The organism is Burkholderia latens, assembly GCF_001718795.1.
In the GTDB taxonomy this organism is placed as follows: Bacteria; Pseudomonadota; Gammaproteobacteria; order Burkholderiales; family Burkholderiaceae; genus Burkholderia; species Burkholderia latens_A.
In genome coordinates, this window is sequence record NZ_CP013435.1 from 1,749,243 (window position 1) to 1,776,233 (window position 26,991).

Below are 26,991 nucleotides of genomic sequence, written 5' to 3' on the forward strand. Positions count from 1 at the left end.
ATGCACCTGCTGCGCACCACGCCGGGCGGCTTCGTCGACGATACGCAGGGCGTCGTGCGGATCGACCAGCAGCCGGCCGACATCGTGATCCTGAGCTCGGCCGACACGACGCTGTCGCTGCTCGCGAGCATCGTGCCGAAGCTGCCGCGAGGGTTCCCGAGCGTGCGGCTCGCGAACGTCACGTTTCTGCGGCAGCCGGCGTCGGTCGACTTCTACGTCGACGACGTGCTGCGTCACGCGAAGACGGTCGTCATCGATCATCTTGGCGGCGAAGCGTACTGGCCGTACGGGATCGAACAGGCGGTGTCGCTCGCGTCGCAACGCAGGCAGCAACTCGCGATGTTCTCGGGCGATCTGCAGGAGGATCCGAACCTCGTCGCGAAGAGCACGGTCGCGCCGCAGTTGTGCCGGCTGTGGTGGCGCTACCTGCGCGAAGGCGGGATGCACAACGCGGAAGCGCTGCTGCGAAGCATCGCGTTCCATACGCTCGGCTTCGGCGACGAACCCGAGCCGCCGCGGCCGCTGCCGGCCGCCGCGCTCTATCACCCGGCGCGCGACCCGGCTAGCGTCGAGGACTGGCGCGCACGCTGGACGCCCGGCGCGCCCGTCGTCGCAATCGTGTTCTATCGCGCGCACTGGCAGGCCGCGAATACGGCCGTGTTCGACGCGCTGGCCGATGCACTCGTGCACGAGGGACTGAATCCGCTGCCGATCGCCGTCACGTCGCTGAAGGACGCGGTGAGCCGAGAAGTCATCGCGCAGCTGTGCGACACGCAGCGCGTCGCGCTCGTGCTGAACACCACGGCGTTCGCGGCCGGAGCGATCGACAGCCCCGAGCCTGACGTGCTCGCGGGCGACGCGCCGGTGCTTCAGGTGATCCTGTCCGGCGGCAATCGCGATGCATGGGTGGCCGACAACCAGGGGCTGCATGCGCGCGACATCGCGATGCATATCGCGCTGCCGGAAGTCGACGGGCGCATCGTCACGCGCGCGGTGAGTTTCAAGGGGCTCGCCTATCGCTGCCCGCACACCGAAGTCGACGTCGTGCGCTATCAGCCGGACGCCGAGCGGATTGCGTTCGTCGCGGCGCTCGCGCGCGGCTGGTGCAGGTTGCGTACGCTCGACAATGCCGACAAGCGGATCGCGCTGATCCTCGCGAACTATCCGCAAAGCGACGGGCGAATCGGCAACGGCGTCGGGCTCGATACGCCGGCGTCCGCGCTGCGCGTGCTCGCGGCGCTGCGCGACGCGGGCTATGCGGTGGCCGATCTGCCGGCCGACGGCGACGCGCTGATCGCGCGGCTCACCGAAGGCGTGACGAACGATCCGGCCGAGCGCGCACTGCGCCCGGCGTTCCAGAGTTTCGCGCTGACCGATTACGTCGCGCATTTCGCGCGGCTGCCGGCTGCCGTGCGCGACGCGCTGAACGCGCGCTGGGGCGCACCCGAAGCGGATCCGACACTGCGGCACGGGCGCTTTCCGATTGCCGGCTGGCGCGCGGGGAACGTGTTCGTCGGCATTCAGCCGTCGCGCTCGCGCGACGACAACGACTATGCGAGCTACCACGATGCGGAGCTGGTGCCCCCGCATGCGTATCTCGCATTCTATTTCTGGCTGCGCGATGCGTTCGGCATCGATGCGGTCATCCATCTCGGCAAGCACGGCAATCTCGAATGGCTGCCGGGCAAGAGCGTCGCGCTGTCGGACGCGTGCTGGCCCGATCTGACGCTCGGGCCGCTGCCGCATCTGTATCCGTTCATCGTCAACGATCCGGGCGAGGGCAGCCAGGCGAAGCGCCGCGCACAGGCGGTAATCGTCGACCACCTGATGCCGCCGCTCACGCGCGCGGAAAACTACGGGCCGCTGCAGGATCTCGAGCGGCAGGTCGACGAATACTATGAAGCATTGATGGTCGATGCGCGGCGCGCGAAGCTGCTGCGCAAGACGATTCTCGCGACGATCGCCGAGCATCGGTTGCACGACGAGCTGAGCGTGTCGCCGCCGCGCGATGCGGGCGACGAGGATGCGCTGCTCACGCGCGTCGACGCATGGCTGTGCGAATTGAAGGAAGCACAGATTCGCGACGGGCTGCACGTGTTCGGCGCATCGCCGGCCGGTCGGCAGCGGCGCGATACGTTGCTCGCGCTCGCACGCTTTCCGGTCGGCGACGGCAAGGACGATCGCGCGGGGCTGATCGGCGCGCTCGCACGCGACCTCGCGCTCGGCGACGCGTTCGATCCGCTCGCGGCAGATTGGGCCGCGCCGTGGACGGGGCCGCGGCCGGCCGTGTTGCAGGCACTCGACGCGTCGCCGTGGCGTCATGCGGGCGATACTCGCGAGCGGCTCGAACTGCTCGCGCAGCAGTGGCTCGATGGCCTGTGCGCGTCGGACGGCGATCGTGCCGGCGGCGTCGCGAGCGGCGCGGCGCCCGAAGGCGAATGGCCGCACACGCTTGCAGTGATCGAACGCGTGCGTACGACGCTGATGCCCGCGCTCGACGCATGCGGCGGCGAGGAGCTGCGCCAGTTGCTGCGCGGGCTCGACGGCCGCTTCGTGCCGCCCGGGCCGAGCGGCTCGCCGTCGCGCGGCCGTCCCGACGTGCTGCCGACGGGCCGCAACTTCTATTCGGTGGACACGCGCGCGGTGCCGACGCAGGCCGCATGGTCGCTCGGGCTGAAATCCGCGCAGCAGCTGATCGAGCGCCATCTGCAGGATCACGGCGACTATCCGCGTGCAATCGGCCTGTCGGTGTGGGGAACGGCGACGATGCGCACTGGCGGCGACGATATCGCGCAGGCGTTCGCGCTGCTCGGCGTGCGGCCGAAGTGGGCGCACGGCAGCCATCGCGTGACCGACTTCGAGATCTTGCCGATCGAGATTTTCGACCGGCCGCGCATCGACGTGACGCTGCGTGTGTCGGGCTTCTTCCGCGACGCGTTCCCTAACCTGATGCACCTGTTCGACGCGGCGGTGCAGGCCGTCGCCGCGCTCGACGAGCCCGAGGAGCTGAACCCGATCCGGGCGCGCATCGAGCGCGAGCGCCTCAAATGGATCGAGCAAGGTCTTGCGCCCGACGAAGCGCGGCGCCGCGCCGGCTGGCGCGTGTTCGGTGCGCGGCCCGGCAGCTACGGCGCAGGCCTGCAGGAGCTGATCGACCAGCGCCGCTGGCAGACCGACGCCGATCTCGCCGGCGCGTACCGCCAATGGGGCGGCTACGCGTACGCGCAGAACAGTGCGGGCGACGCGGCGCCCGACGTGTTCGGCGCGCGGCTCGCGACGATCGACGTCGTCGTGCAGAACCAGGACAGCCGCGAGCACGACATCCTCGACTCGAACGACTATTACCAGTTCCAGGGCGGCATGACGGCGGCCGTGCGCCATCTGTCCGGGCGGCAACCGAGCGTTTATCACGGCGACCATGCGAATCCGGCCGCGCCGAGGATGCGCACGCTGCGCGAGGAAATCGCGCGCGTGATCCGCTCGCGCGTCGTGAATCCGAAATGGCTCGACGGCGTGAAGCGCCACGGCTACAAGGGGGCCGCCGAAATGGCCGCGACCGTCGATTACCTGTACGGCTATGACGCGACCGCGCGCGTGTTGTCGGATCATCAGTACGCGCTCGTTGCCGACGCGTACCTGTTCGACGCCGACACGCGCGCGTTCCTCGAACGCCACAATCCGAACGCGTTGCACGGCATCTGCGAACGCTTCGTCGAAGCGATGCAGCGCGGGTTGTGGCAGCAGCCGGGCGACTATCGCGAGCGGATCGAAGCGGTCTGGCTCGACAGCGAACAACTCCAGGAAGGAAAGCGGCGATGACCGATCCGACAACGCATCGCGCGCGCGCGGTATTTCCGTTCGCGGCGCTCGTCGCACAGCAGCCGCTGCAGCAGGCGCTGCTGCTCGCGGCGATCGACCCGTCGCTCGGCGGCGTGCTCGTCAGCGGGCCGCGCGGCACCGCGAAATCGACCGCCGCGCGCGCACTCGCGGAACTGCTGCCGGAAGGCGAATTCGTCACGCTGCCGCTGTCGGCGAGCGACGAGCAGGTCACCGGTACGCTCGATCTCGCGCATGCGCTCGCCGACAACGGCGTGCGTTTCCGCCCCGGCCTGCTCGCCCGCGCGCATCGCGGCGTGCTGTATGTCGACGAGGTGAACCTGCTCGCAGACGGCCTCGTCGATACGCTGCTCGACGTCGCCGCGAGCGGCGTGAACGTGGTCGAGCGCGACGGCGTGTCGCACGCGCACGACGCGCGCTTCGTGCTGGTCGGCACGATGAATCCCGAGGAAGGCGAGTTGCGCCCGCAACTGCTCGACCGCTTCGGTTTGATGGTCGAACTCGAGAACTGCTTCGACGCCGCACAGCGCGAGCGGATCGTGAAGGCGCGGCTCGCATTCGATCTCGATCCGGATGCGTTCCGCGCGCATCATGCGGCCGCGCAGGCCGAACTGCGCGAGCGGATCGATGCGGCACGCGCGCGGCTCGCGTCGCTGGATTTCGGCGATGCGGTTCATGCACGCGTGAGCGCGCTGTGCATCGGCGCCGCTGTCGACGGGCTGCGCGCGGATCTCGTGATGTTGCGCGCCGCGCGCGCGCTCGCGGCACTCGAGCACGCCGACGCGGTGACGATCGCGCATGTCGAACGCGTGGCCGATGCGGTACTGCGTCATCGGCGCCGTGCGCCCACGCCGCCGTCGTCGGAGGCGTCGCCCGCGTCGCAATCGAACGGCGAACGCGGCCGCGCCAGCGACGGCCGTTCGCCGCCGGAAGCACGCGAGCATTCCGGCGATCGAGCACGCGCGGCACCGGACGGTGCGGCGGCCTCGCAAGGCGACTGGGGTTACCTGCCGCCCGAACCGGCCGGCCTGCGTGACGTGAAAGGCGTGGTGCCGTTGCCGCTAAAAAAACGCTGAGCCATCGAGCCCGCGCCGCCGCGAACGCCGTTCGCGGTCCTCGATGGCAGCCAGGCGCTGCGGCACGTGTGCCGGGTGCGGTGCCCGCAGGTACGGCCATTGCGTGGCCGCCGACGCTCGCCGCGAAGCGCTCGGATCCGCTGCACGCGAGCCATTTGCGCTTTCGCAAACGGGCCGGTGCGCCGCGTGCGCTCCATTGCTTCGTGCTCGACTGTTCGGCGTCGATGCTGTCGCACGAACGGCTCGCGCTCGCGAAAGGCCTGATCGTCGCGTATTTCGATCAGGCTGCGCGTGAGCGCACGGAAACCGCGCTGATCTGTTTCGGCGGCGACGGCGCCGCGCGGCGCTTCGGTCCGGCCGTGCCGCGTTGGTGGAATGCGCGCTGGCTCGAACCGGTCGACGGCGGCGGCGGCACGCCGCTTGCTGACGGCATCGCGGCCGCCGCGCAAATGCTTGCGCGCGACGCAAGACGCACGCCGGCCGCGGGCAAGCAGCGCTGGCTGTGGGTGCTGTCCGATGGCCGCACGCGCGAAACGCCGCCGAAGCCGGTGGATGCCGATCACGTCGTGTTCGTCGACTTCGATGACGCCGCCGTGCGGGTCGGGCAGGGCAGGCGGCTCGCCGACGCATGGGGCGCGCAATGGACGACGGCGGCGGCGCTGTGCGCGGGGCTCGCCGGCTGATCGGCTGATCGAACGCCCGATTGCGCGGAGCGCGCGCCGGCGCTGCGCTATGATCGCCGTTTCTGCCGACTGGAACGCTGCCATGCAAATACTCGTTGATGCCGACGCGTGTCCCGCGGTCATCAAGGACATGCTGTTTCGTGCCGCACGCCGTGCCGAGATCTGCGTGACGCTCGTCGCGAACCAGTTCCTGCGCACGCCTCCGTCGCCGTTCATCAGGGCGGTGCAGGTGCCGGCCGGCTTCGACGTGGCGGATGCGCGGATCGTCGAGCTCGCGGAAGCGGGCGATCTCGTGATCACCGCCGACATCCCGCTGGCCGCCGCCGTGCTCGACAAGGGCGCGCATGCGCTCGATCCGCGCGGCAACTGGTTCAGCCGCGAGAACATTGACGAGCGGCTGTCGACGCGCGCGATGATGGACCAGCTGCGTAGCGCGGGCATCGACACGGGCGGCCCGGCGCCGTTCAGCGCACGCGACGGCAACGCGTTCGCGTCGCAGCTCGACCGGTTTCTCGCCCGCCACGGCAAGCGTTGACGCGCTCGCGGGCCGGCGCGGCGATGCGTCACCGGTTTCGCGTCGAATCGTCTGCTGCGGCAGAATATGGATTCTGCCGCGTCATTGATCGTGCGGTGCGAACGACTCATCGGAGGGCATGAATGTCGCTGACCCAACTTCTCGTTCCAACCTTCACCCAGATGCTGCGCGCGCAATCCGCGTGGCTCGACAAGGCCGTCGCGCATCGGCAGGCCGCGGGCGACGCGTCCGATTCATCCGGCACGCCCGATGCGCTGCTGATGCTCAAGCTCGCGCCCGACATGTATCCGCTCGCCGCGCAGGTGCGGTTCTCGTGCTTTCAGGCGATGGAGCCCGTGCACCGGTTGCGCGGCGAGCCGCTGCCTGATGCGCTGCTCGCGTTGCGGGAGGCCGGCTGGCATGCGGATGCGCAGCCCGGCACGCTGAGCGACGCGCAAGGCATTCTCGCCGGCACGATTGCCTTTCTCGGCGAACTCGCGCCGGACGCGCTCGATGGCGGCGCCGCGTTGCCGATCGCGCTCGAATTGCCGAACGGCATTGCGTTCGACATGACCGGCGAGCAGTATGCGCGCGACTGGGCGTTGCCGCAGTTCTACTTTCACTCGATCGCCGCGTACGCGATCCTGCGCCATCACGGCGTCGAACTCGGCAAGGCCGACTACGTGCCGCACATGCTGGCGTACGTGCGGCCCGGCACGATTCCGCAAGGCTGACACGGTTCGCGCCGCGAAGCGCGCGGACGATGCGCACGTTATTCATCGGCGCGGCAACATGTTGCCGCGCCGATGCCACGCGATCGCGGCACGATCGTGGCCGATAACGAAATGGTGTGACCCGGCCGGCGCGGTGTGCCAGGCCTCGGCGGAATCGCCTTCGGAAATGCGCGCCGGCCGACATCACGCAGCACATTACGGCCGTGGCCTGCGCGTCGGAGATCGTGGTTGCGCTGACGCTCGACGGGGTTATCGGTCGCCGGACCGGCCGAGCGGATTCGTCAGCATTGCGACGCACACGCGGCGCTGCTGGTCGATGCGAAAGCGCGGTTGCTGACGGAGCAGGGGCACGGGCAGCAGGGGCCGTGAAGCGCGGCGGCGGAGGCGGGACGGTCCGCTCGTCCGTATAACGCTCAGCGATACCAGCGCGGCGTATACACCCACTCTCGGCCGCCACCGATCGCGAAACGCCGGGTCGTCGACGAACCGACGATCACCATCGTGCGCATGTCGACCTGATCGCTGCGCAGTGCGCCGAGCGTCGTCGTGGCGAGCGTCGCGCCGGGGCGGCCGATGTCGCGCCCGAGCACGACGACCGTATCGGCCGCGCGATGCGCGCGCACGACGTCGAGCGCACGATCGAGTTGCCATGGCCGTGCACGCGAAATCGGGTTGTAGAACGCCATCACCAGATCGGCCTGCGCGGCATGCCGCAGCCGTGTCTCGATCACGTCCCACGGCTTCAGGTTGTCCGACAGCGAGATCGCGCAAAAATCGTGGCCGAGCGGCGCGCCAGCCTGCGCGGCCGTCGCGAGCGACGCGGATACGCCCGGCTCGATGCGCAGCTCGACCGCCGCCCACTGCGGATCGCGTGCTTCGTCGAGCGCCTCCAGCACGGCCGCGGCCATCGCGAACACGCCGGGGTCGCCCGACGACACGACCGCCACACGCCGGCCCTCGGCAGCGAGCTCGAACGCATGACGCGCACGCTGCATCTCCTCGCGATTGTCGGTGCCGTGCACGCGCTGGTCGGCGCGGAACGGGCCGGCCATCGTCACGTAGGTCGTATAGCCGAGGATGTCGGTGGCGTCCGCGAGCGCGTTGCGCGCGGCGGGCGTGAGCCACGCGACATCGCCCGGGCCGATGCCGAGCACCGTCAGGCGGCCGCGCGCGCGGCCAAGCGTGGCCGGATCGACCGGCTGCACAGCCACCGCGCAGGCAAGACCGCCGGACGTTGCGTGCAGTGTGTGCGCCATGCGCAACGTGCTGCCGAGCAGCGTCGCGGCGTCGCACGCGCCAACGAGATCGTGTCCGGCGTCTGCATCGCGATCGAAATCGGCGAACCGCAGCGGCACGCCGAGCGTCAGCGCGGCCGCTTCAACGTGCGGATCGCCGAGCAACGCGGCCGGTGCGACGAGCGCGGCAAGCGCGAGCCGCGCGAGCCCGTGCGCGTCGAGCAATGCGCCGATACGCTCGGCAAGCGATGATTCGGCGTCGGCCGACACGCTGCTTGCGCCGATGCCGACCACGACGCTGCGCGGATGAATCACGAGCTCGTCGCGCGCGCCGCGCCACGCGTCGGGCGTTACGCGGATCGCGTGCGCGGCCGCGTCGTCACGCGGCAGCGCGACGTCGTCGAGCCACGGCGCCGCGCCGTCGACCCGCGTGGCCGCGCCCGCGAGCAGATCCGACACGAAGCGCTTGCCTTGCTGCAGATCGGCGAGCGCATAGCCATCGGGCGGGTTCAGCACGCATGCGCCGAAGCGCAGCTCGCCGCTCGTCGTGATCGCCGGTGCGACCGCGAGGCACGCGGCGATTTCACGTGCGATCGCGTTCACGCCAGTCAATCCGCCGAGCAGCGGCACGACGGCCGAGCCGTCTTCCGCGACTGCGAGCACCGGCGGCTCGACACCCTTGTCGGCGAGTGCGGGTGCGATGCAGCGGATCACGATCCCTGCCGCGCACAGCGCGACGATCGGCAGCCCGCGCGCATAGAGTTCGCGCAGATGCGCGCCCAGTTCGCCAAACGGCACGTCGGCGTCCACACGCGATGCGAGGCCGTGCACCAGTGCGCCCGGATAGCGCGCCTGGATGCGCCGCGCGGTATCAAGCGCGCTCGCGCCGAGAATCACGATCGCCGGCGGAGTCGTCATCCTTGCCATTTTTCCCCCGGCACGACGAGCAGCGAGAAATACGGCGACGCCATCGGATCGACTTCGTCGAGCGGCACGATGCGCTGGGTCGCCATCGTCGCGCGCTCGACGTACAGCGCGCGCTTCGCGAGCCCGAGCTCGTCGAGCACGCGCCGCACCTTGTCGAAGTTGCGGCCGAGCTTCATCACGACGGCCGCGTCGGCCTGCGCGAGCCGTGCGCGCAATTCGCGCTCGGGCAACACGCCCGACAGCACCGACAGGCTCTGGTTCCGATAGACGAGCGGCTGACCGAGCACGGCGGTGCCGCCGAGCATCGCGCACACGCCGGGAATCACTTCGGTGTCGTAGCGCGATGCGAGGCGGTCGTGCAGGTACATGTACGACCCGTAGAAGAACGGATCGCCTTCGCAGATCACCGCGACGTCGCGCCCCGCATCGAGGTGCGACGCGACGATCTCGGCGGCCGTGTCGTAGAAGTCGGCGATCACCGTCTCGTAGCAGAGCGGCGGCGCCAGCGCCTCGGTCGTCACCGGATAGACGAGCGGCAGTTGCGTCTGCGTATCCGCCAGGTGCGCCTCGACGATCCCGTACGCATTGCCTTTTTTGCCTTTCGCGACGAAATATGCGACGACCGGGGCCGCCTGCAGCACGCGCAGAGCCTTGATCGTCATCAGCTCTGGATCGCCGGGGCCGACGCCGACCCCGAACAGACGTCCGCGCGCGGCTTTCATTCGACCTCCGTCGCGAGGGCGTTGACGGCGGCGGCGGCCATCGCGCTGCCGCCGCGGCGGCCGAGCAGCGCGACGTACGGCACGCCGCGGCTGTCGGCGTCGAGCATCGCCTTCGACTCGGCCGCGCCGATGAAGCCGACCGGGAAGCCGAGGATCAGCGCGGGGCGGGGCGCGCCGGCGTCGATCATGTCGAGCAGATGGAACAGCGCGGTCGGTGCATTGCCGATCACGACGACGCTGCCGGCCAGGTACGGCCGCCACAGTTCGAGCGCCGCGGCCGAGCGCGTGTTGCCGAGTTGCCGGGCGAGGTCGGGCACGTCCGGTTCGCCAAGCGTGCAGATCACGCGATTGCCGGCCGGCAGCCGCGCGCGCGTGATGCCTTCGGCGACCATTTTCGCGTCGCACAGGATCGACGCGCCGGCCGCGAGCGCGGTGCGGCCCGCCGTGCCGGCGCCGGCGGAGAAGCGCAGGTCGTACACGACGTCGACCATCCCGGACGCATGGATGACGCGCACCGCGAGTTTCTCCAGATCGGGCGGAATGCGCGACAGGTCGGCCTCGGCGCGGATCGTCGCGAACGACTGGCGGTAGATTTCCTGCCCGTCGCGAATGTAGTCAAGCATCGGTGGTGTCCTGGCTGTGCCGCGTGCCGGTCAGTCGGGCCGCGGCCTGGTCAATCGTCAGATGGCGCGCGAGCGGGGCGCCGAGGCCCGCGCCGGCGTCGCGCCGGTAAAGGTCGTAGTGCGCGGGCGCGACCGCGACGAGCGTGTGCGTCGCGGGATGCGGCAGCGCGCAGTGGCGCTCGCAGCCGGTCACGTGCACGTCGAGCGGATGGCCGACGCGCGCGGCCAGTGCGAGCGCATCGCGCTTGGTATCGGCGCGCGACTTCGCGCACCCGGCGCTGCCGGTGCAGGCGACCAGCGCCGCCAACGGATCGGACGGCGTGCACACGAGTCCGAGCGCCGCCAGCGCATCGAGCACGGCTGGCGCGCGTTCGCACCGCACGCCGTGCACGAACACGCCTTGCCACGGCGTCATCGTCAGCGTGCCGTCGCCGTCGCTTTCGGCGAGTGCAGCGAGCCGTTCAAGCTGCGTCGCGTCGAGCCGGCCGAGCACGAACTGCGCGCCGACGCTGCAGCGGCCCGCGGTGCGCACCGGACGCGCGCCGAAGCGCAGCGCGGCGTCGGCATGCGGCCGTCGCCAGCCTGCCAATGCGGGATCGGCTCCGAGCGGGAAGGGCGCGTACTGCTGCGCGCGTTCGCGCAATGCCGGTTCGGCGCGGCTCGCGAGCAGCGCGCGCATCCGCGTCACGTCGGCCGGCGCCAGATCGAGGAACGCAAGCAGCAACGCGCGCACGAGCGCAACGGCCTGGTCCGGCGCGACGTCCAGCGCAGCGGGCCGGTCGCCCTGCGCGACCGGCGGGCAGCCGGCCAGGCCCGCGGCCAGTCGCAGCGCGCCGTCGCCGCGGCGCCATGCGGCGAGCCAGATGTCGTGCGGATGGTCGAGCGCGGCGACCGATTCGCCGCCGTCGAGCTGGATCGCGAATTTCGGCGACAGCTCGCCTCGGCGCGGCTCGCGCGCGAGCATGTCGAGCAACGGCGCGGCGACCGCCCGCGTGTCGAGCAGTGCGTGGGGATCGCGCCCCGCGAGCGGGCTGAGCATCAGGTTGCGGACGTCGTCGGTCGCGGCGAGCGCGGCGCGGCTGGCGGCGGCGCCATCGCCGCCCGGACGCGGGCCGAGCCCCGCACCGAGCAACGCGTCGGCCAGCGCATCGGCCGCGCCGTTCCGGATGCCGCGCAGCTGGAGATTCGCGCGATTGGTCGCGTCGATCGCGCCGGAGCCGTACATGCGGGCCGCTTCGGCGATCGCGCGTGCCTGCCGTGCGTCGACGCTGCCGCCGGGCAGCTTGATCCGGCACAGCCCGCCGTCGGCGGCCGCGACGACGCGCACGAGGCCCGGACAGGCCGACGGGCGCACGACAGGCGAGGCAGGATTCGAATCGGGGGCGGATCTCAACGGGATACCGGGGCAGTGTCGCGCCGCGGCCAACGCATCGGTACACCCCGCCCGACGCAGACTGGCACGCACGCACTTTCAGGCCGGCAGGTCTCCTGGCTGACAGGTCGACGCCTGCTCCCGGCCTTCCCGGTGAAACCAGTGGCATGAGGGGGAGTCGGCTCGCTGTCTACAGTTGCGGGGGCAGCCACAGCGGCGCGCGGCGCGCCCTGTGTTCCCTCTTCGGCCCCGAAGGGCACCGGCGAACGAACGGCCGTATCATACCCGATTTCACCGGCGCTCCGCGACCGTCGAACGGGCAGCGCGACCGCGGCGGGGCGCCGCTCGGCCGCGGCGGATCCGCAGATGAAACGCGCGAGGGAACACGGTACCATGCCGACTTTCGCAATGCGGAGCGCCGCGCCGGCTTCACGGCACGGCGGGCGCGCGCGACTCGATGGAAACGGACGATGGGGAACGGTGCATGACGGCGTGGCTGACGGTAGTGGGCATCGGCGACGACGGTTACGCGGGGCTCGGGCGCAGCGCGCGACGTGCGCTGCTCGATGCGACGCGGGTCGTCGGCGCGAGCCGGCACCTCGACATGCTGCCCGCGCGGTTGCGGGCCGAGCGCGAAGCGTGGCCGTCGCCGTTCGACGTGTCCGGCCTGCTCGCGCGCCGCGGCGCGCCCGTGTGCGTGCTCGCGAGCGGCGACCCGATGCTGTTCGGCGTCGGCGCGACGCTCGCTCGCGCGCTTGCGCCGGACGAATGGCGCGTGCTGCCCGCACCGTCGTCGCTGTCGCTGGCGGCCGCGCGGCTCGGCTGGGCGCTGCAGGACGTCGGCGCGGTATCGCTCGTCGGCCGGCCGCTCGCGACGCTCGCGCGGCATCTGCTGCCGGGCCGGCGTCTGTTCGTGCTGAGCGCCGACGGCCGCACGCCGGCGACGGTCGCGGCCGAACTCGCCGCACGCGGTTTCGGCCCGACACGCATCAGCGTGTTCGAACATCTGGGCGGCCCGCTCGAGCGGCGGATCGACGGCCTCGCGCAGGACTGGAACGTCGACGAGACCGCCGCGCTCAATCTCGTCGCGCTCGACTGCGCGGCCGGCCCCGATGCGCCGCGCCGCGCGCTGACGCCCGGCTTGCCCGACGACGCGTACCGCCACGACGGCCAGCTCACCAAACGCGACATGCGCGCACTGACGCTCGGGCGGCTCGCGCCCGCACCCGGCGAACTGCTGTGGGACGTCGGCGCCGGCAGCGGCTCGGTCGGCATCGAATGGATGCGTGCGCATCCATCGTGCCAGGCGATCGCAATCGAATCGCACGCGGAGCGGCAGCGCTTCATCGAGCACAATCGCGACGCGCTGGGCGTGCCGGGCCTGCAACTCGTTGCCGGACGCGCGCCCGATGCGCTCGCGGGCCTCGCCGCGCCCGACGCGATCTTCATCGGCGGCGGCGCGACCGCGGCCGGCGTGCTAGACGCATGCTGGTCGGCGCTGAAACCCGGCGGCAGGCTCGTCGCGAATGCGGTCACGCTGCAGGGCGAGCTCGCACTCGCCGCGTGGCGCGATGCGCACGGCGGCACGCTCACGCGCGTGTCGCTCGCGCATGCCGAGCCGCTCGGCCGCTTCGACACGTGGCGGCAACCGTTGCCCGTCACGCTGTACGACGTGCGCAAGCCCGATTCCACCGCAGCGGACTTCGCGGAATTCGCGTGATGCGCGACGAAAGCCCCGAACAACCGGCGCCGCTGCGCTTCGGCTACACGACCGGCAGCTGCGCAACCGCGACGTCGCTCGCCGCTGCGCGCCTGCTGCTAACGGGGCACGCCGGCGATGCGGTCGAGATCGTGCTGCCGAAAGGGCAGCGCGTGATGATGCGGCTCGAGTTCTGCCGAACCACGGCCGGCGGCGCCGAGGCTGGCACGATCAAGGATGCCGGCGACGATCCGGACGTCACGCACGGCGCGCTGATTTTCGCGCGCGTCGCGCTGGCCGCCGCGCCCGGCGTGCGTTTTCATGCGGGGCCGGGCGTCGGCACCGTCACGCGCGCGGGGCTCACGCTGCCGGTCGGCGAACCCGCGATCAATCCGGTGCCGCGCCAGATGATGACCACGCACCTCGACGCGCTCGCCGCCGAATGCGGCTATGGCGGCGGCTTCGACGTGACGATCGGCGTCGACGGCGGCGAGGCGCTCGCGTTGAAGACGATGAACCCGCGCCTGGGCATCGTCGGCGGATTGTCTATCCTCGGCACGACCGGCATCGTGCGCCCGTTCTCGTGCTCCGCGTATATCGCGTCGATCCACCAGGGCATCGACGTCGCGCGCGCGAACGGCATCGCGCATATCGCCGCGTGCACCGGCAATGCGAGCGAGGATGCGATGCGTGCGCACTACGGCCTGCCCGACATCGCGCTGATCGAAATGGGCGACTTCGCCGGTGCGGTGCTCAAGCACCTGCGCCGGGCGCCGATTGGGCGCGTATCGATGTGCGGCGGCTTCGGCAAGCTGAGCAAGCTCGCGGCCGGGCATCTCGATCTGCACAGCCGGCATTCGAGCATCGACCTGCCGCTGCTCGCGCAGTGGGCCGGAGAAGCTGGCGCGAACGATGCGCTGCAGACAGCGATGCGCGCGGCGAACACCAGCCAGGAAGCGCTGAAGCTCGCGCTCGCGGAAAACGTGCCGCTCGGCGACATCGTGTGCGCACACGCGCTGCGGATCGCGCGCGACATCGTGCCGGCGTCGGTCGCGATCGAGATGTTCGCGATCGACCGGCAGGGCCGTTTCGTCGGACGCGCACGATGAGCGCGCGCATCCTGTTGCTCGGCGGCACCGGCGACGCGCTGAAGGTCGCGCGTGCGCTCGAACCGCACGACGTATATAGCCTCGCGGGCCTCGGCAAGGTGCCCGACGACTTGCGCTGTGGCGTACGCGTCGGCGGATTCGGCGGAGCGGCAGCGCTCGCCGCGTACCTGCGCAGCGCCGGCATCGGCCTCGTGATCGACGCAACGCATCCGTACGCGGCCCGGATCAGCGCGAACGCCGCGGCCGCCTCACGCGACGCGGGCGTGCCGTTGTGGGCGCTGCGCCGTGCGCCGTGGACGCCGCGCCCAGGCGACGACTGGCGAATGGTCGACGACTGGGCCGGCATCGAGGCCGCGCTTGCGCCGTTCCGGCGACCGCTGTTCACGCTCGGGCGCGAACCGCTCGCGCATCTCGACGCGATCCCGCCGCACCAGTTCTGGCTCGTGCGCTGCCTCGATTCGCATCCGGGCAACGCGCGTGCGCAAGTCGTCGCCGCGCGCGGGCCGTTCACGCTCGACGGCGAACGCGCGCTGTTCGCGCTCGCGGGCATCGACGTCGTCGTCAGCAAGAACAGCGGCGGCGCCGCGACCGAGGCCAAGCTCGACGTCGCGCGCGAGCGCAGGCTGCCGGTCGTGATGCTGAAACGGCCGCCGCTGCCCGACGCCGATCGCACATTCGACTCGCCCACCGAGCTGCTCGCTGCGCTCGACCCGGCCGCGCGCGCGTGATGCGACGCGAACGGCCGCCCCCAGAATTCACGGAGAATTTTCGATGACGGTGTATTTCATCGGTGCCGGCCCCGGCGACCCGGAGTTGATCACGGTGAAGGGCCAGCGCCTCGTGCGCACGTGCCCGGTGATCCTGTATGCGGGTTCGCTCGTGCCGCCCGCCGTGCTCGACGGGCATCGGGCGGAGCAGGTCGTCAATACGGCCGAGCTCGACCTCGATGCGATCGTCGCACTGCTCGCCGACGCGCATGCGAAAGGGCAGGACGTCGCGCGCGTGCACTCGGGCGACCCGTCGTTGTATGGCGCGATCGGCGAACAGATCCGCCGGCTCAAGACGCTCGGGATTCCATACGAAATCGTGCCGGGCGTGACGGCCACCGCCGCATGCGCGGCGGCGCTCGGCGTCGAGCTGACGCTGCCCGGCATCGCGCAGACGGTGATTCTCACGCGCTTCGCAGGCAAGACGACGATGCCGGAAGGCGAAGCGCTCGGTTCGCTCGCCGCGCATCGCGCGACGCTCGCGGTCCATCTCGGCGTGCGGCATCTCGCGCGGATCGTCGACGAAGTGCTGCCGCATTACGGGCCCGAGTGCCCGGTCGCGGTGATCTATCGCGCGAGCTGGCCAGATGAGGAACGCGTGACCGGGACGCTCGCCGATATCGTCGACAAGGTGCAGGGCACGCAGATCGAGCGTACCGCGCTGATCCTGATCGGGCGCGTGCTGGATGCGCAAGGATTCGCGGATTCGACGCTGTATGCGAGCGCCGGCTGATCGCGAACGGAACGGACGGAACCGGATGCGAGGCGGGTTGACGTCATCCCCGCGCTGACGCCGGGCCAGTCCCCGCAGCGCATCGCGAGCTGCGCGTCACCCGTTCAGTCAGCAGCGAACGGCCGGCGCGTGTCGGCGGTGCGCTGAAGAAACACCGGCAACGCGTGACGATCTGCGTATGTCCGCGTATGTGTCGCCGGCGACGTCGCGCACGTGTGCCGCGGCGCCTGTCCGACCGGCGGCGCACAGGCGGCGGGCGCCTGACGCAACGCCCGCTGCCTACGCGCGCGCAACGCGCCGCGCGAACGTCGGCGCAAACCCTGCCGCCAGTGCGAACAGTACGACACAGAGGCAGGCCATCGCGATCCAGGCGGGCGACAGATCCGCGAGTTGCTGCCGCACGACGCCCGCCGCGAACGGAAACAGTCCCGCGATCAGATAGCCGACACCCTGGACGAAACCCGTCAGCGATGCCGCATCGGCGGGCGTCGCCGCATGATCGACCGTGACGATCAGCGACAGTGGAAAAAGCGCACCGATGCCGGCTCCGAGCAGCAACGCGGCCGGCAACGCGAGCGCCTGCGGCGCGGCCAACATCACCAGCAATCCAGCGAGAAGCGATGCGATCGCCGCGTGCAACGCGGGCCGACGATCGGGGAAGCGATCGATCGTCGCCGAGATTGCCAGGCCCGCGACGACTTCCGCGAGCGTCACGCCGCCGAGCAGGCTGCCGGCCGCGGTCGCGGACCAGCCAAGCCGCATGTAGTACGGCGGCAACCATGCCAGCACGAGCGTGTACGCGCCGGTCGCGATCCCGAAGAACAGCGCGAGCCGCCATGCGCGCGGCGAGCGTGACGGCCCGCCCTGCGGCACCGGCGCCGATGCCAGCGCCGAACTCGCCGTAGGTGCCGACGCGTCGCCGCCGCGGCCGGCGAACGACCATGCAACCGCCGCAATAGCGGCCGGCAGCGCCCAGCCCGCCAGCGCCACCTGCCAGCCCCAGCGCGCCGCGACCAACGGTGCGACGACGCTCGCGAGCACCGCACCGCCCATGATCGACGTCGAGTACACCCCCATCGCGCCGCCGATCCGCGCCGCGAAATGCGCTTTCACGAAGCCGGGCAGTAACGCCTGCACCATCGCGATGCCGAGGCCCGCGCAGCACGCGCTCGCAAGCAGCAGCCACGCGTGCTGCGCGCCGGCGCGCGACACGCACGCAAGTCCGATCAGCGCGACGCCGACCCACACACCCCCTGCGATGCCCGTCATCCGTTGCAGCCGGCGCGCGCCCAATGCACCGAGTCCCATCAGCAGAATCGGAATGGTAGTCAGCAGGCTTGCCGCGCTGTCGCCAATGCCCGTCGCGCGCTGGATCATGTCGAGCAGCGGGCCGACTGCCGCCAGCGCCGGCCGCAGGTTCAGCCCGACCAGCACAATCGCGGCAAGCCGCCATCCGGGAGAAGTGAAGGAGATCATCTGGAGTGGCCCTCGATATCGATGCACGGCATCCCGTCGGTCGCAGTGCGTTTTCAGGTAAAGTATTTCGACATCAAGATAAATCGCGATTTATCTCGACGTCAAGATAACTACCGGGCCGAGGAGGGTTAATGGATCGAGCCGCACATGCGCTCGCACAATGGCGCGTCGAGCGACCGGATCTGGATGCATCGTCGATGCTGGTGATCGGACGGCTGCAGGAGGCCGCGCTCGTCATCGCGCGCGACGGACTGAATCCGCTGTTCGCGCGCTACGGGATGCAGCCGGGCGAATTCGACGTGCTGGCGACGCTGCGGCGCAGCGGTGCGCCGTTCGCGCTGACGCCGACGTCGCTATACGACGCGCTGATGATGTCGTCGGGCGGCATGACCGCGCGCATCGACCGGTTGCAGAAGGCGGGCTGGGTCGAACGCCGGCCGAATCCGGACGACGGTCGCGGCACGCTGGTCGCGCTGACCGACGCCGGCCGCGCGCTGATCGACGATGCGGTGGTCGCGCACGTCGACAATCAGCGCGCGATGCTGGCTTCGCTGTCGCAAGCCGAACAGGTGCAACTGTCGGCGCTGCTGGAAAAGCTGCTGGCGGGATTGACGGGACCGGCGTCGGCGACGACCGAAAGATGACCGGGCCGCCTGATCACGCCGAACGCAGCGCGCGGCCAGAAGCGGAAAACGCGGAAAACGCGGAAAACGGAAGGAAGCGGCCCGCTGCGCGGTGCAGCGGGCCGCCTGTGGAATGAACGTCGAACGCCCGTGGCCCGCACCGACCGGCCATGCGGCGGGCACGCAGGCAGCGGGCCGCGCCCGCTGCACGAAACAGTCGCGCGTCAGTCGCGTGCCGGGATATTGAGCCCGCGCGCAACGGCCGGACGCGCGACGAACGCGTCGAGCGCTCGCGCGACATGCCGGAACTCGCTGAAGCCGACGAGATCGCCCGCCTCGTAGAAGCCGACGAGGTTGCGCACCCACGGGAAGATCGCGATGTCGGCGATCGTGTACGTATCGCCCATCACCCAGTTGCGGTTCGCGAGATGCGCGTCGAGCACGCCGAGCAGCCGCTTCGATTCGGCGACGTAGCGGTCGCGCGGACGCTTGTCCTCGTAGTCGCGGCCCGCGAATTTATGGAAGAAGCCGACCTGGCCGAACATCGGGCCGATGCCGCCCATCTGGAACATCACCCACTGGATCGTCTCGTAGCGGCCCGCCAGATCCTTCGGGATCAACTGGCCAGTCTTGTCCGCGAGATAGATGAGGATCGCCCCCGATTCGAACAGCGGCAGCGGCCGGCCGTCGGGACCGTTCGGGTCGATGATCGCCGGAATCTTGTTGTTCGGATTCAGCGACAGGAATTCGGGCGACAGTTGGTCGTTCGTGTCGAAGCGCACGAGGTGCGGCTCGTACGGCAGGCCGGTCTCCTCGAGCATGATCGACACCTTGACGCCGTTCGGCGTCGGCAACGAATAAAGCTGGAGACGGTCGGGATGCTGGGCCGGCCATTTTTTCGTGATCGGGAAGGCGGACAGATCGGGCATGAAGGTTCGCTCGTCAATGTGAAGAATCCGCGCTCCGCCGGCTCGCCGCGCGATACTGCCCGCGGCCAGGACGGCAGCGCGGACGGGGCGACCGCGAGGGCAGGCACGCGGGGCGCGCCGAAAACGCCAACTGTAGCCGATCCCCGTGATTGCTGCAGACGGCGGCGATACGTGCCACGGGCCGCGGCCGTGTACGCGTCGTGTCATGGCGCCATGCACGCGTGTGCGGGCGTCGCGGCGCCCGGTGCACCGGTGATGCTGGGCGCGCACTGCGCTGCACGGAGGTGACGACTGCCGGCGCCGCCCGCGTGAACCGATTGCATTGCGGCGCACCCCGATATACGACGTCCTAACACATTACGGGCTGAACGTGCCATGGGATCGCGCGATGTCCAAACCGTCGACAATCGGAAGGTTGTTGTTAGGGAAATTCCCGCCCCGCGCCGCTCGGTTTTTTGTTGACCGACATCGTATAACGCCGTCATGATTTCCTGAAAGAACGGTCCCATCCACCGACCGAAGCGAGGAGACATGAACACAACCACGATCGCGCGCCGCGCCCGCCGGATCGCGCTGGCGCTGGGCCTGACGCTGTCGGCGGCGGCCGTCGCGGCGCCGGTGTCGCTGAACGTCGTCGACGTCGCGGGCAACCTGCAGCTCACGCAGAAGGCCATCGACGCGTTCAAGGAAAAGAACCCGAATCTCGTCGCGAACGTCACTTTCACGAACGCGCCCGCGCCGCAGCTGCCGGGCAAGATCAAGGCGATGCAGGCGGCGGGACGCGCGGACATCGATCTGGTACTGACCGGCACCGACGCGCTGGCCGCCGGCATCGAACAGAACCTGTGGTTGAAGCTGCTGCCCGACAACGCAAGCGCATTTCCCGGCGTGCTCGACAAGTACGCGCCGGGCCCGCGCAAGATGCAGGATCTCGCGCAGGGGTTCGGCCTCGAAGTGACCTACATGCCGGCCGGCCCGCTGCTCGAATACAACCCGGCGAAGGTCAGCGATCCGCCGAAGACGCCCGACCAGCTGCTCGCGTGGTGCAAGGCGCATCCGAACAAGCTCATTTACGCGCGCCCGGCGAACTCCGGCCCCGGACGCACGTTCCTGATGGGGCTGCCATACGTGCTCGGCGACAAGGATCCGCATGATCCGATCAACGGCTGGGACAAGACCTGGGCGTTCCTGAAACAGTTGAACGAATGCGTGCCGTACTACCCGGGCGGCACGTCGGCGGTGATGAAGGAGCTCGGCGAAGGCACGCGCGACATGACCGTCACCGTCACCGGCTGGGACCTGAACCCGCGGGCGCTCGGCATCGTGCCGGCCGACTTCCGGGTCCAGGCGTTCGACAACATGACATGGGTCAACGACGCCCACTACATGGTGATCCCGAAGGGCGTGCCGAAGGACAAGCTCGACGTGCTGTTCAAGCTGATGAATTTCCTGCTCGAACCGGCACAGCAGGCGATGACCTACGACGACGGTTATTTCTACCCGGGCCCGGCAGTGAAGGGCGTGACGCTCGAGATGGCGCCCGCGCACAGCCAGGAAGTGATCAGGAAATTCGGCCGCCCCGAGTACGCGAAACTCCTCGCGGATCGTCCGCACGTGCAACCGCTCAGCGCGCAGGCGATGGTCGCCGCATTCCAGAAGTGGGACCGCGAAATCGGTTCGCAGAAGTCGAAATGACGGATGAACCCGCGGGCGCGCGAGCGCCCGCGCCGACGGAGTTCGCGTAATGAAGCACAGTTTCGAACGGTTGCGGCTCGATGGCGTGTGCCGCAGCTTCACCAACGCGGAGGGCGCGCAGGTCGCCGCACTGAACGGACTCGATCTAGACATCCACCGCGGCGAATTCATCGCGCTGCTCGGCCCGTCGGGCTGCGGCAAGTCGACCGCGCTGAACTGCATCGCCGGGCTGCAGCCGCTCACGAGCGGCGGCATCTGGCTCGACGACACGCGCATCGACGTGCTGCCGCCCGAGCGCCGCGGCTTCGGGATGGTGTTCCAGAACTACGCGCTGTTTCCGCACATGTCGGTGCTCGACAACGTCGGCTTCGGCCTGAAGATGCGCGGCGTGCCGAAGCAGGAGACACGGCGGCGCGCGCAGCAGGCGCTCGAACTCGTGCAGCTCGTCGGCCATGAGGGCAAGTTGCCCGGGCAACTGTCGGGCGGCCAGCAGCAGCGCGTCGCGATCGCGCGTGCGATCGTCATCGAGCCGCCGCTGGTGCTGATGGACGAGCCGCTGTCGAACCTCGACACGAAGCTGCGCATCGAGATGCGCGCGGAGATCCGACGCATCCACACGCAGCTCGAACGCGCGACGATCTACGTCACGCACGATCAGGACGAGGCGCTGTCGATGGCCGACCGGATCGTCGTGATGAAGGAGGGCGTCGTACAGCAGGTCGCGTCGCCGAAGGACGTATATACGCGCCCGCACAACCTGCACGTCGCGCGCTTCATGGGCTATCGCAACGTGCTGCCGTTCACGCTGGAAGGAATGGCCGGCGACTACGTGAACGTCGGTTCGGCCGGTGTGCGTATCGCCGGTGTGCCGATGGCCGGCTTCGACGGCAAGGACGTGCTGGTCGCGCTGCGCCCCGACGACATCGAGCGTGCGGCACCGGGCGCCGACAACGCGTTCGATGCGACCGTCGAGACGGTGAAGTACGGCGGCCGCGACTCGCTGGTTCGTGCGATCGCGCCGTTCGGCGCGATCTGGGCGCGCATGGCTGGCGAATTCTCGCCAGGCGAGCCGCTGCGGTTGCGCGTGGCGCCGGCGCGCACGCTCGTCTATCCGGGAGGCGGGCAATGACCGGCCCGCGCCACCCGGCGGGCGCGGCGGCGCACGGCCCGGAGGCCGCATGAGCACGCTCGCGACCGGCGGCGCGCCGCGCGACGCGAAGGCGTGGCTCGTCACGCCCGCGCTCGCGTTCATCGTCGCGCTGTTCATCTACCCGTTCGCATACGGTCTCGTGCTGTCGTTCCAGCCGATGAACGGCGGCGGCGCGCTAGCGAACTACGTGCAGTTCTTCACCGACACCGCGATGTGGCCGACGGTGCTCGTCACGCTGAAGCTCGCGGTGCCGGCGACGCTGATCAACGTCGGGATCTCGGTGCCCGTCGCGTTCGCGCTGCGCCGCAATTCGCCGTACCAGAAGTTCGTGACGACATTGCTCGTGATTCCGGTCACGCTTGGCACGGTGCTCGTCGCGGACGGGATGCTCACGTACTTCGGCCCGAACGGCTGGTTCCCGCAAGCGCTGCAGGGGCTGCATCTGTACACGGACGAAGTGCGCCTCACGCACAACTACTGGGGCGTGCTGTTGTCACTGATCGTGTCTGGGTTTCCGTTCGCATTCCTGCTGATGCTGTCGTACATCAGCGGCATCGACCCGACGCTCGCGCGCGCCGCGGCCACGCTCGGTGCGAATCCATGGCAGCAGTTCCGGCGGATTTACTTGCCGCTGCTCGTGCCGGGGCTCACGATGGCCGCGTGCCTGTCGTTCGTGCAGTCGTTTTCGGTGTTCCCGTCGGCCGTACTGCTCGGCGCGCCGGCCGGGCCGACGCGCGTGATTTCGATCGCAGCCGCCGAAGCCGCGTTCGAGAGCTACGACTATTCGCTCGCGTCGGCGATCGCGATCGTGATGGGCTTCGTGCAGTTGCTGGTGGTCGCATCGATGCTCGGCGCACGCCGCTTTTTCTATACCGGTCCGGTCACGGGAGGCAAGGGCTGATGGCGACCGACAATCACGCAGCGCCGGCGTGGCCGCCGAAGCACAGCCCGCCCGGCGCCCAGCCCGTCAACGCGATGAAGCCGCAAAAGATGCGCGGCAACTTGGCCGGCCGTGCGTGGAAGGCGCTCGTATGGGGGCTGATGGCGTTTTTCCTGCTGAACGTGATGTTGCTGATTGCGACCGTCGCGGTGAACTCGATCGCGACGCGCTGGTTCGGCACGCCGCTGCCGCAGGGCTTCACGCTGCACTGGTATGCGAAGGCCTGGGAAGACTTCCAGCTTGCGAGCGTGCTGTGGGTGACGGTCGAGGTGGTCGGCGCGGTGGTGCTGCTGTCGGTCGCGCTCGGTGTGCCGGCCGCGTATGCGCTCGCGCGCGTGCAGTTCCGCGGCAAGCGGTTCGCGCTGCTGGTGTTCCTGCTGCCGCTGATGGTGCCGCCCGTTACCTACGGGATTCCGATGGCGACCGTGATGTACAAGGTCGGACTCGCCGGCACGCTGCCGGGCGTGATCCTGGCAAACCTCGTGCCGGCGCTGCCGTTCGTGATCCTCGTGATGACGCCGTTCATCGAGCAGATCGATCCGAATCTCGAGGCCGCCGCGCGCATCTTCGGCGCGAACACGTGGCGCTATTTCCGCTACGTCCTGCTGCCGTTGCTGGTGCCCGGCATGCTCGCTGCGGGGCTGCTCGTGCTCGTGCGCACGATCGGGATGTTCGAGTTAACGTTTTTCACCGCGGGCCCGAGCACGCAGACGCTCGTCGTCGCGCTGTATTACGCGGTCTTCTCGACCGGCGTGCGCGCGCCGCAGTCGATCGACGCGATGGCGATGATCTATATGGCGATCACGCTCGTGTGGGTCGTGATCGCGCTGCAGTTCGTCAGCCCGACGCAACTCGTCAGCCGGGTGAAACAGGAGCGGCAGTAGCCGGCGGTGCAATCGGTTACAAATGGATACCGCGAACCGCGCGTGGACGTTGCAGACTACGCGGCGTATCGGCTTGGCAATGCACGCCCTCGCATCGCCGCATGCCGCCCGACGTTCACCGATTCACGGAATTCCATGAAGCTTCAAACGCTGCTGACGCTCGGCTGTGCCGCCACGCTGCTCGCCGCCTGCAACCTGATCCACGATGGCCCCGGCTCGAGCGACGTCGACGCCGCCGTGCGCCGTGCGCTCGACGCGGAAAACCACGGCGGCCTGAACGCGCTGTTCGGCCAGCCGCTGCCCGTATCGGCCGATGTGATCTCGGCGAAGCCCGACGGCGACTGCCGAAAGGCTCGCGAACGCACGTACACGTGCGACGTCGTGGTCACGTGGCGCAATTCCGACTATGCGCCGTCGCGCGCGAACCTCACGTTCGTGCAGGGCGCCGACGGATCGTGGCAAACGTCCGGCGTCGACGCCGCCATCGCGACCGGTGCCGCGAAGTCGCTGATCGACAAGATCGGCAACGCGTGGCCGGGGAGTGCGGCCCGCGGCGCGTCGACGCCGCAGTAAAGTCGCCGGCGGCATTTTTCGCCGGCTCCGCGCATCCATGCGGATCATCGACGACGATGCGATGACGCGCATGCTGGTGGTGGAAAACGCTGGAGCCCGAAGGCTTTCGCGTCGAGGAAGCGACGGAGCCGGACGAAGGCATCGCCGCGTTCCTGCGGCATCGCCCCGCGGTCGTGCTGCCCGATGTCGCGAAATGCCCGGCGGCGACGGCTTCGACGGTTGCCGCGCGCTGCGTGCGTTGCCGGAGGGGCACCGCGTGCCCATCGTCATGCTCACGGCGGAATGACGACGACGCATCGATCGCCCGTGCGTTCGACGCCGGCGCGACCGATTTCGTGTCGGAGCCGATCCGCTGGAAGCTGCCGGGCTACCGGATCCGCTATCTGCTGCGCGTGTCCGGAATCGGCCTGCTGCAGCGCGCAAAGGCGCTACGCGGACATCGTGAGGATTTTGCTGTCCAGCTGCGGAGAAGGGCAATCGATCGCCGACGCCCGTGGCGACGACCTGGTCCAAAGCTGCTGATCAAGCCATCGGACGTCGCGCTGCTGCACAAGCACATCGTCGAATCGTTCCAGCGATTCGAGCACGACTTGCTACACCACGGGATCGGAGTGGGCGCGGGTCGCTTGGGCTCGCACCGGACTCCGTTCCGGGCGGTCGATGCGCCGGAACCGCGCGAGCGGGCTTGAGGCCGAGCGCAGCGGCGGGGCGGCCGGCGGCGATTTAAGGGCGCGACCACAGGTGATGGCCGGCATGCGAACGGGGTTATAGGGAAAACCCTTATTCCCGGGTATAATGGCGGCCTAGCAGAAAGGTCGAATCATGCCTGAACGTTTCCAATCCCTTGAAAAGTTTGTGTTTTCCCTGGTCGTGATGTCGGCGGTCGCGTGCTCCGCATTCCTTGCGTACGAGCGCCACCCGGAGATCAAGATTGCGTTGCACGAAGGCGAAGCGCTGATGCGCGAAAGCGCCAAGTACTCGGTCATTTGCTCGCCGTCCAAGGTCGATCCTTGCGTCGAGATGTCGGCCTACTGAACTCCGCCTCGCAGGCCACTCACCACTGATTTGCCCCCGCGCGCGGCCTGCGTCCGCGCTCGCGCGGGCCACGCCTCGCGCATCGGTGCGCAGCGCTGCACCGCTCCCGCATCGCCCCAGCTCTGTCTCCCGCGCTTTCCTCCATTCCATCGCGGCTCGCGTCCTGTCCGCAGCGCGTCGGCACGCCGTCATGTCTGCACCCGCTGCGTACCGGCGTGCCGCTGCCCCTCAAATCTTCCGGCGACGACATCGAGCCGCCCGCATTGCGTCGTCAGTCGCCCGCACGACGTGCGGCATCGCGGTAAGCGCCGGATGCGACAGACCGACCGGACCGCGTGAAACCGCCATGCCTTTCCGCCCGGGAAAGGCTGGTTGAGCATCGATCGATTTTCGCGGGCTCCGAACGCCGTCATGATCGCCGTCATCGACAACACGCTTTTTTCATCGGAGACAGCCATGACGAGACCGCTGGACGGCATCCGCGTACTGGAACTCGGCCAGTTGATCGCCGGGCCGTTCGCAGGCCGGATGCTCGCCGAATTCGGCGCGGACGTGATCAAGGTCGAGCCGCCCGGCGTCGGCGACCCGCTGCGCAAATGGCGGCTGATGCACGACGGCACGTCGGTCTGGTGGGCTGTGCAGTCGCGCAACAAGCGCTCGGTCGCGCTCGACCTGCGCACGCCCGAAGGGCAGGACGTCGTGCGGCGCCTCGTCGCCGAAACGGACGTGCTGATCGAGAATTTCCGCCCGGGCACGCTGGAGGGCTGGGGGCTCGGCTGGGACGTGCTGTCCGACATCAACCCCGGCCTGGTGATGCTGCGCGTGTCCGGTTTCGGCCAGACCGGCCCGTATCGCGACCGGCCCGGCTTCGGCGTGATCGCGGAGGCAATGGGCGGCCTGCGGCACCTGAGCGGCGAACCGGGCCGCACGCCGGTGCGCGTCGGCGTGTCGCTCGGCGATTCGCTGTCGGCGCTGCACGGCGTGATCGGCATCCTGCTCGCGCTGCGGCATCGCGATCTGCAGGGCGGCAACGGTCAGGTCGTCGACGTCGCGCTGTACGAATCGGTGTTCAACATGATGGAAAGCCTGCTGCCCGAATACGCGGCGTTCGGCGCGGTGCGCCAGGCGGCCGGCAGCAGCCTGCCCGGCATCGCCCCGAGCAACGCGTACCGGTGTCGGGACGGCCGGTACGCGCTGATCGCGGGCAATGGCGACAGCATCTTCCGGCGCCTGATGGAGGTGATCGGGCGCCCCGATCTCGGCAACGACCCGGCGCTCGCGCACAACGACGGGCGTGTCGCGCAGGTCGCGCGCATCGATGCGGCGATCGGCGAATGGAGCGCGCGGCGCGACCTCGACGACGTACTGGCCGCGCTGAACGACGCGCGCATCCCGTCCGGGCGCATCTACGACGTGGCCGACATCGCGGCCGACCCGCATTACCGCGCGCGCGACATGATCGTCGACGCCGCGCTGCCCGACGGCACGCCCGTGCTCGTGCCGGGCGTCGTGCCGAAGCTCGGCGCGACGCCGGGATCCATCGAGCGTCCGGCACCGGCACTCGGCGCCGATACGGGCGCGGTGCTCGAATCGCTCGGCATCGACGCCGCGACACGCGCCGACTGGCGTGCGCGCGGCGTGATCTGAATTCGCCG

General features: G+C 69.6%; 24 protein-coding genes, 1 pseudogene and 1 riboswitch. Of the genes and pseudogenes, 19 read left to right on the plus strand and 6 right to left on the minus strand.

From position 1 onward, the window contains the following. From cobN to WK25_RS32045, 6 genes and pseudogenes are all read left to right on the plus strand, one after another. The gene (gene cobN / locus WK25_RS08155; RefSeq protein WP_069241392.1) at positions 1-3,819 is read left to right on the plus strand and encodes a cobaltochelatase subunit CobN; all 3,819 of its coding nucleotides are present in this window, start codon (positions 1-3) and stop codon (positions 3,817-3,819) included. Beyond that, positions 3,816-4,913 carry an ATP-binding protein gene (locus tag WK25_RS08160; protein WP_040144183.1) on the plus strand — a complete coding sequence of 366 codons (1,098 nt, stop codon included), beginning with the start codon at positions 3,816-3,818 and terminating at the stop codon, positions 4,911-4,913. The genes cobN and WK25_RS08160 overlap by 4 nt, the downstream gene beginning before the upstream one ends. Positions 4,914-4,981: 68 nt before the next feature. After that, positions 4,982-5,596 carry a vWA domain-containing protein gene (locus tag WK25_RS08165; protein WP_059544121.1) on the plus strand — a complete coding sequence of 205 codons (615 nt, stop codon included), beginning with the start codon at positions 4,982-4,984 and terminating at the stop codon, positions 5,594-5,596. A gap of 82 nt (positions 5,597-5,678) precedes the next feature. After that, positions 5,679-6,131, plus strand: coding sequence for a YaiI/YqxD family protein (locus tag WK25_RS08170; protein WP_040144949.1), 453 nt, complete (start codon positions 5,679-5,681; stop codon positions 6,129-6,131). 122 nt (positions 6,132-6,253) lie between these two features. Beyond that, positions 6,254-6,844 carry a DUF1993 domain-containing protein gene (locus WK25_RS08175; RefSeq protein ID WP_040144185.1) on the plus strand — a complete coding sequence of 197 codons (591 nt, stop codon included), beginning with the start codon at positions 6,254-6,256 and terminating at the stop codon, positions 6,842-6,844. Positions 6,845-7,090: 246 nt separating this feature from the next. Further along, a pseudogene (locus WK25_RS32045) lies at positions 7,091-7,213 on the plus strand (IclR family transcriptional regulator); the annotation flags it as partial. A gap of 44 nt (positions 7,214-7,257) precedes the next feature. On the opposite strand, the gene cobJ reads toward WK25_RS32045, so the two are convergent. Genes cobJ through cobG form a run of 4 tightly spaced genes read right to left on the minus strand, consistent with a single transcriptional unit; the run spans position 7,258 to position 11,705 of the window. Further along, a complete protein-coding gene (gene cobJ / locus WK25_RS08180; protein ID WP_069241393.1) occupies positions 7,258-8,997 on the minus strand; it encodes a precorrin-3B C(17)-methyltransferase in 1,740 nt (579 codons plus the stop codon). Beyond that, entirely contained in the window at positions 8,994-9,728 is a 735-nt protein-coding gene (locus WK25_RS08185; protein ID WP_069241394.1) for a precorrin-2 C(20)-methyltransferase, read from the minus strand. The genes cobJ and WK25_RS08185 overlap by 4 nt, the downstream gene beginning before the upstream one ends. Further along, the gene (locus WK25_RS08190; RefSeq protein WP_069241395.1) at positions 9,725-10,351 is read right to left on the minus strand and encodes a precorrin-8X methylmutase; all 627 of its coding nucleotides are present in this window, start codon (positions 10,349-10,351) and stop codon (positions 9,725-9,727) included. Before WK25_RS08190 ends, WK25_RS08185 begins: the two co-directional genes overlap by 4 nt. Next, positions 10,344-11,705 (minus strand): precorrin-3B synthase, encoded by a 1,362-nt coding sequence (gene cobG / locus WK25_RS08195; RefSeq protein WP_280902803.1) that lies wholly within the window; start codon positions 11,703-11,705, stop codon positions 10,344-10,346. The genes WK25_RS08190 and cobG overlap by 8 nt, the downstream gene beginning before the upstream one ends. Before the next feature lie 106 nt (positions 11,706-11,811). Continuing rightward, positions 11,812-12,002: riboswitch (cobalamin riboswitch) on the minus strand. A 205-nt stretch (positions 12,003-12,207) separates the two neighbouring features. Here cobG and WK25_RS08200 point away from each other — a divergent pair. From WK25_RS08200 to cobM, 4 genes are read left to right on the plus strand one after another with little or no spacing between them, the layout of a single operon-like run. Then, the gene (locus tag WK25_RS08200) at positions 12,208-13,443 is read left to right on the plus strand and encodes a bifunctional cobalt-precorrin-7 (C(5))-methyltransferase/cobalt-precorrin-6B (C(15))-methyltransferase (RefSeq protein ID WP_069241958.1); all 1,236 of its coding nucleotides are present in this window, start codon (positions 12,208-12,210) and stop codon (positions 13,441-13,443) included. Beyond that, on the plus strand, positions 13,443-14,531 hold the full coding sequence (locus WK25_RS08205; RefSeq protein ID WP_069241397.1) for a cobalt-precorrin-5B (C(1))-methyltransferase: 1,089 nt from the start codon (positions 13,443-13,445) through the stop codon (positions 14,529-14,531). Before WK25_RS08200 ends, WK25_RS08205 begins: the two co-directional genes overlap by 1 nt. Next, complete coding sequence (locus WK25_RS08210) at positions 14,528-15,259, plus strand: cobalt-precorrin-6A reductase (protein ID WP_069241398.1); 732 nt, start codon at positions 14,528-14,530, stop codon at positions 15,257-15,259. Before WK25_RS08205 ends, WK25_RS08210 begins: the two co-directional genes overlap by 4 nt. Before the next feature lie 43 nt (positions 15,260-15,302). Next, complete coding sequence (gene cobM, locus WK25_RS08215) at positions 15,303-16,031, plus strand: precorrin-4 C(11)-methyltransferase (RefSeq protein ID WP_069241399.1); 729 nt, start codon at positions 15,303-15,305, stop codon at positions 16,029-16,031. Positions 16,032-16,310: 279 nt separating this feature from the next. On the opposite strand, the gene WK25_RS08220 is transcribed toward cobM, so the two are convergent. Then, the gene (locus WK25_RS08220) at positions 16,311-17,507 is read right to left on the minus strand and encodes an MFS transporter (protein WP_069241400.1); all 1,197 of its coding nucleotides are present in this window, start codon (positions 17,505-17,507) and stop codon (positions 16,311-16,313) included. 131 nt (positions 17,508-17,638) lie between these two features. Between WK25_RS08220 and WK25_RS08225 the strand changes: the two genes are divergently transcribed. Next, the gene (locus WK25_RS08225) at positions 17,639-18,151 is read left to right on the plus strand and encodes a MarR family winged helix-turn-helix transcriptional regulator (RefSeq protein ID WP_069241401.1); all 513 of its coding nucleotides are present in this window, start codon (positions 17,639-17,641) and stop codon (positions 18,149-18,151) included. Between the two features lie 203 nt (positions 18,152-18,354). On the opposite strand, the gene WK25_RS08230 is transcribed toward WK25_RS08225, so the two are convergent. Beyond that, positions 18,355-19,059 carry a glutathione S-transferase N-terminal domain-containing protein gene (locus tag WK25_RS08230; protein ID WP_069241402.1) on the minus strand — a complete coding sequence of 235 codons (705 nt, stop codon included), beginning with the start codon at positions 19,057-19,059 and terminating at the stop codon, positions 18,355-18,357. Between the two features lie 531 nt (positions 19,060-19,590). On the opposite strand from WK25_RS08230, the gene WK25_RS08235 reads away from it, so the two are divergent. The 8 genes from WK25_RS08235 (at position 19,591) to WK25_RS08270 (ending at position 26,983) form a co-directional block, all read left to right on the plus strand. Then, positions 19,591-20,754 (plus strand): ABC transporter substrate-binding protein, encoded by a 1,164-nt coding sequence (locus WK25_RS08235; RefSeq protein WP_069241403.1) that lies wholly within the window; start codon positions 19,591-19,593, stop codon positions 20,752-20,754. Positions 20,755-20,803: 49 nt separating this feature from the next. Beyond that, on the plus strand, positions 20,804-21,883 hold the full coding sequence (locus WK25_RS08240) for an ABC transporter ATP-binding protein (RefSeq protein ID WP_069241404.1): 1,080 nt from the start codon (positions 20,804-20,806) through the stop codon (positions 21,881-21,883). A 49-nt stretch (positions 21,884-21,932) separates the two neighbouring features. Beyond that, a complete protein-coding gene (locus tag WK25_RS08245) occupies positions 21,933-22,805 on the plus strand; it encodes an ABC transporter permease (protein ID WP_069241405.1) in 873 nt (290 codons plus the stop codon). Then, a complete protein-coding gene (locus WK25_RS08250; RefSeq protein WP_059544105.1) occupies positions 22,805-23,728 on the plus strand; it encodes an ABC transporter permease in 924 nt (307 codons plus the stop codon). Before WK25_RS08245 ends, WK25_RS08250 begins: the two co-directional genes overlap by 1 nt. Before the next feature lie 135 nt (positions 23,729-23,863). Beyond that, positions 23,864-24,301, plus strand: coding sequence for a hypothetical protein (locus tag WK25_RS08255; protein ID WP_040144200.1), 438 nt, complete (start codon positions 23,864-23,866; stop codon positions 24,299-24,301). Positions 24,302-24,474: 173 nt separating this feature from the next. Continuing rightward, positions 24,475-24,990 (plus strand): hypothetical protein, encoded by a 516-nt coding sequence (locus WK25_RS32050; protein ID WP_069241406.1) that lies wholly within the window; start codon positions 24,475-24,477, stop codon positions 24,988-24,990. A 133-nt stretch (positions 24,991-25,123) separates the two neighbouring features. Continuing rightward, a complete protein-coding gene (locus WK25_RS08265; RefSeq protein ID WP_040144202.1) occupies positions 25,124-25,336 on the plus strand; it encodes a hypothetical protein in 213 nt (70 codons plus the stop codon). Between the two features lie 456 nt (positions 25,337-25,792). Further along, positions 25,793-26,983 (plus strand): CaiB/BaiF CoA transferase family protein, encoded by a 1,191-nt coding sequence (locus tag WK25_RS08270; RefSeq protein WP_069241959.1) that lies wholly within the window; start codon positions 25,793-25,795, stop codon positions 26,981-26,983. Positions 26,984-26,991 lie beyond the last annotated feature (8 nt).

Excerpts from the sequence above, each read along its gene's own strand:
- cobJ (WP_069241393.1), bottom strand. The coding sequence starts at position 8,997 with ATGACGACTCCGCCGGCGATCGTGATTCTCGGCGCGAGCGCGCTTGAT.
- WK25_RS08230 (WP_069241402.1), bottom strand. The coding sequence starts at position 19,059 with ATGCCCGATCTGTCCGCCTTCCCGATCACGAAAAAATGGCCGGCCCAG.
- WK25_RS08175 (WP_040144185.1), top strand. The coding sequence starts at position 6,254 with ATGTCGCTGACCCAACTTCTCGTTCCAACCTTCACCCAGATGCTGCGC.
- WK25_RS08160 (WP_040144183.1), top strand. The coding sequence starts at position 3,816 with ATGACCGATCCGACAACGCATCGCGCGCGCGCGGTATTTCCGTTCGCG.
- cobM (WP_069241399.1), top strand. The coding sequence starts at position 15,303 with ATGACGGTGTATTTCATCGGTGCCGGCCCCGGCGACCCGGAGTTGATC.
- WK25_RS08240 (WP_069241404.1), top strand. The coding sequence starts at position 20,804 with ATGAAGCACAGTTTCGAACGGTTGCGGCTCGATGGCGTGTGCCGCAGC.
- WK25_RS08205 (WP_069241397.1), top strand. The coding sequence starts at position 13,443 with ATGCGCGACGAAAGCCCCGAACAACCGGCGCCGCTGCGCTTCGGCTAC.
- WK25_RS08235 (WP_069241403.1), top strand. The coding sequence starts at position 19,591 with ATGAACACAACCACGATCGCGCGCCGCGCCCGCCGGATCGCGCTGGCG.
- WK25_RS08190 (WP_069241395.1), bottom strand. The coding sequence starts at position 10,351 with ATGCTTGACTACATTCGCGACGGGCAGGAAATCTACCGCCAGTCGTTC.
- WK25_RS08210 (WP_069241398.1), top strand. The coding sequence starts at position 14,528 with ATGAGCGCGCGCATCCTGTTGCTCGGCGGCACCGGCGACGCGCTGAAG.
- WK25_RS08185 (WP_069241394.1), bottom strand. The coding sequence starts at position 9,728 with ATGAAAGCCGCGCGCGGACGTCTGTTCGGGGTCGGCGTCGGCCCCGGC.
- WK25_RS08245 (WP_069241405.1), top strand. The coding sequence starts at position 21,933 with ATGAGCACGCTCGCGACCGGCGGCGCGCCGCGCGACGCGAAGGCGTGG.
- WK25_RS08220 (WP_069241400.1), bottom strand. The coding sequence starts at position 17,507 with ATGATCTCCTTCACTTCTCCCGGATGGCGGCTTGCCGCGATTGTGCTG.
- WK25_RS08225 (WP_069241401.1), top strand. The coding sequence starts at position 17,639 with ATGGATCGAGCCGCACATGCGCTCGCACAATGGCGCGTCGAGCGACCG.
- WK25_RS08250 (WP_059544105.1), top strand. The coding sequence starts at position 22,805 with ATGGCGACCGACAATCACGCAGCGCCGGCGTGGCCGCCGAAGCACAGC.
- cobN (WP_069241392.1), top strand. The coding sequence starts at position 1 with ATGCACCTGCTGCGCACCACGCCGGGCGGCTTCGTCGACGATACGCAG.
- WK25_RS08270 (WP_069241959.1), top strand. The coding sequence starts at position 25,793 with ATGACGAGACCGCTGGACGGCATCCGCGTACTGGAACTCGGCCAGTTG.
- WK25_RS08200 (WP_069241958.1), top strand. The coding sequence starts at position 12,208 with ATGACGGCGTGGCTGACGGTAGTGGGCATCGGCGACGACGGTTACGCG.
- WK25_RS08170 (WP_040144949.1), top strand. The coding sequence starts at position 5,679 with ATGCAAATACTCGTTGATGCCGACGCGTGTCCCGCGGTCATCAAGGAC.
- WK25_RS08265 (WP_040144202.1), top strand. The coding sequence starts at position 25,124 with ATGCCTGAACGTTTCCAATCCCTTGAAAAGTTTGTGTTTTCCCTGGTC.
- WK25_RS08255 (WP_040144200.1), top strand. The coding sequence starts at position 23,864 with ATGAAGCTTCAAACGCTGCTGACGCTCGGCTGTGCCGCCACGCTGCTC.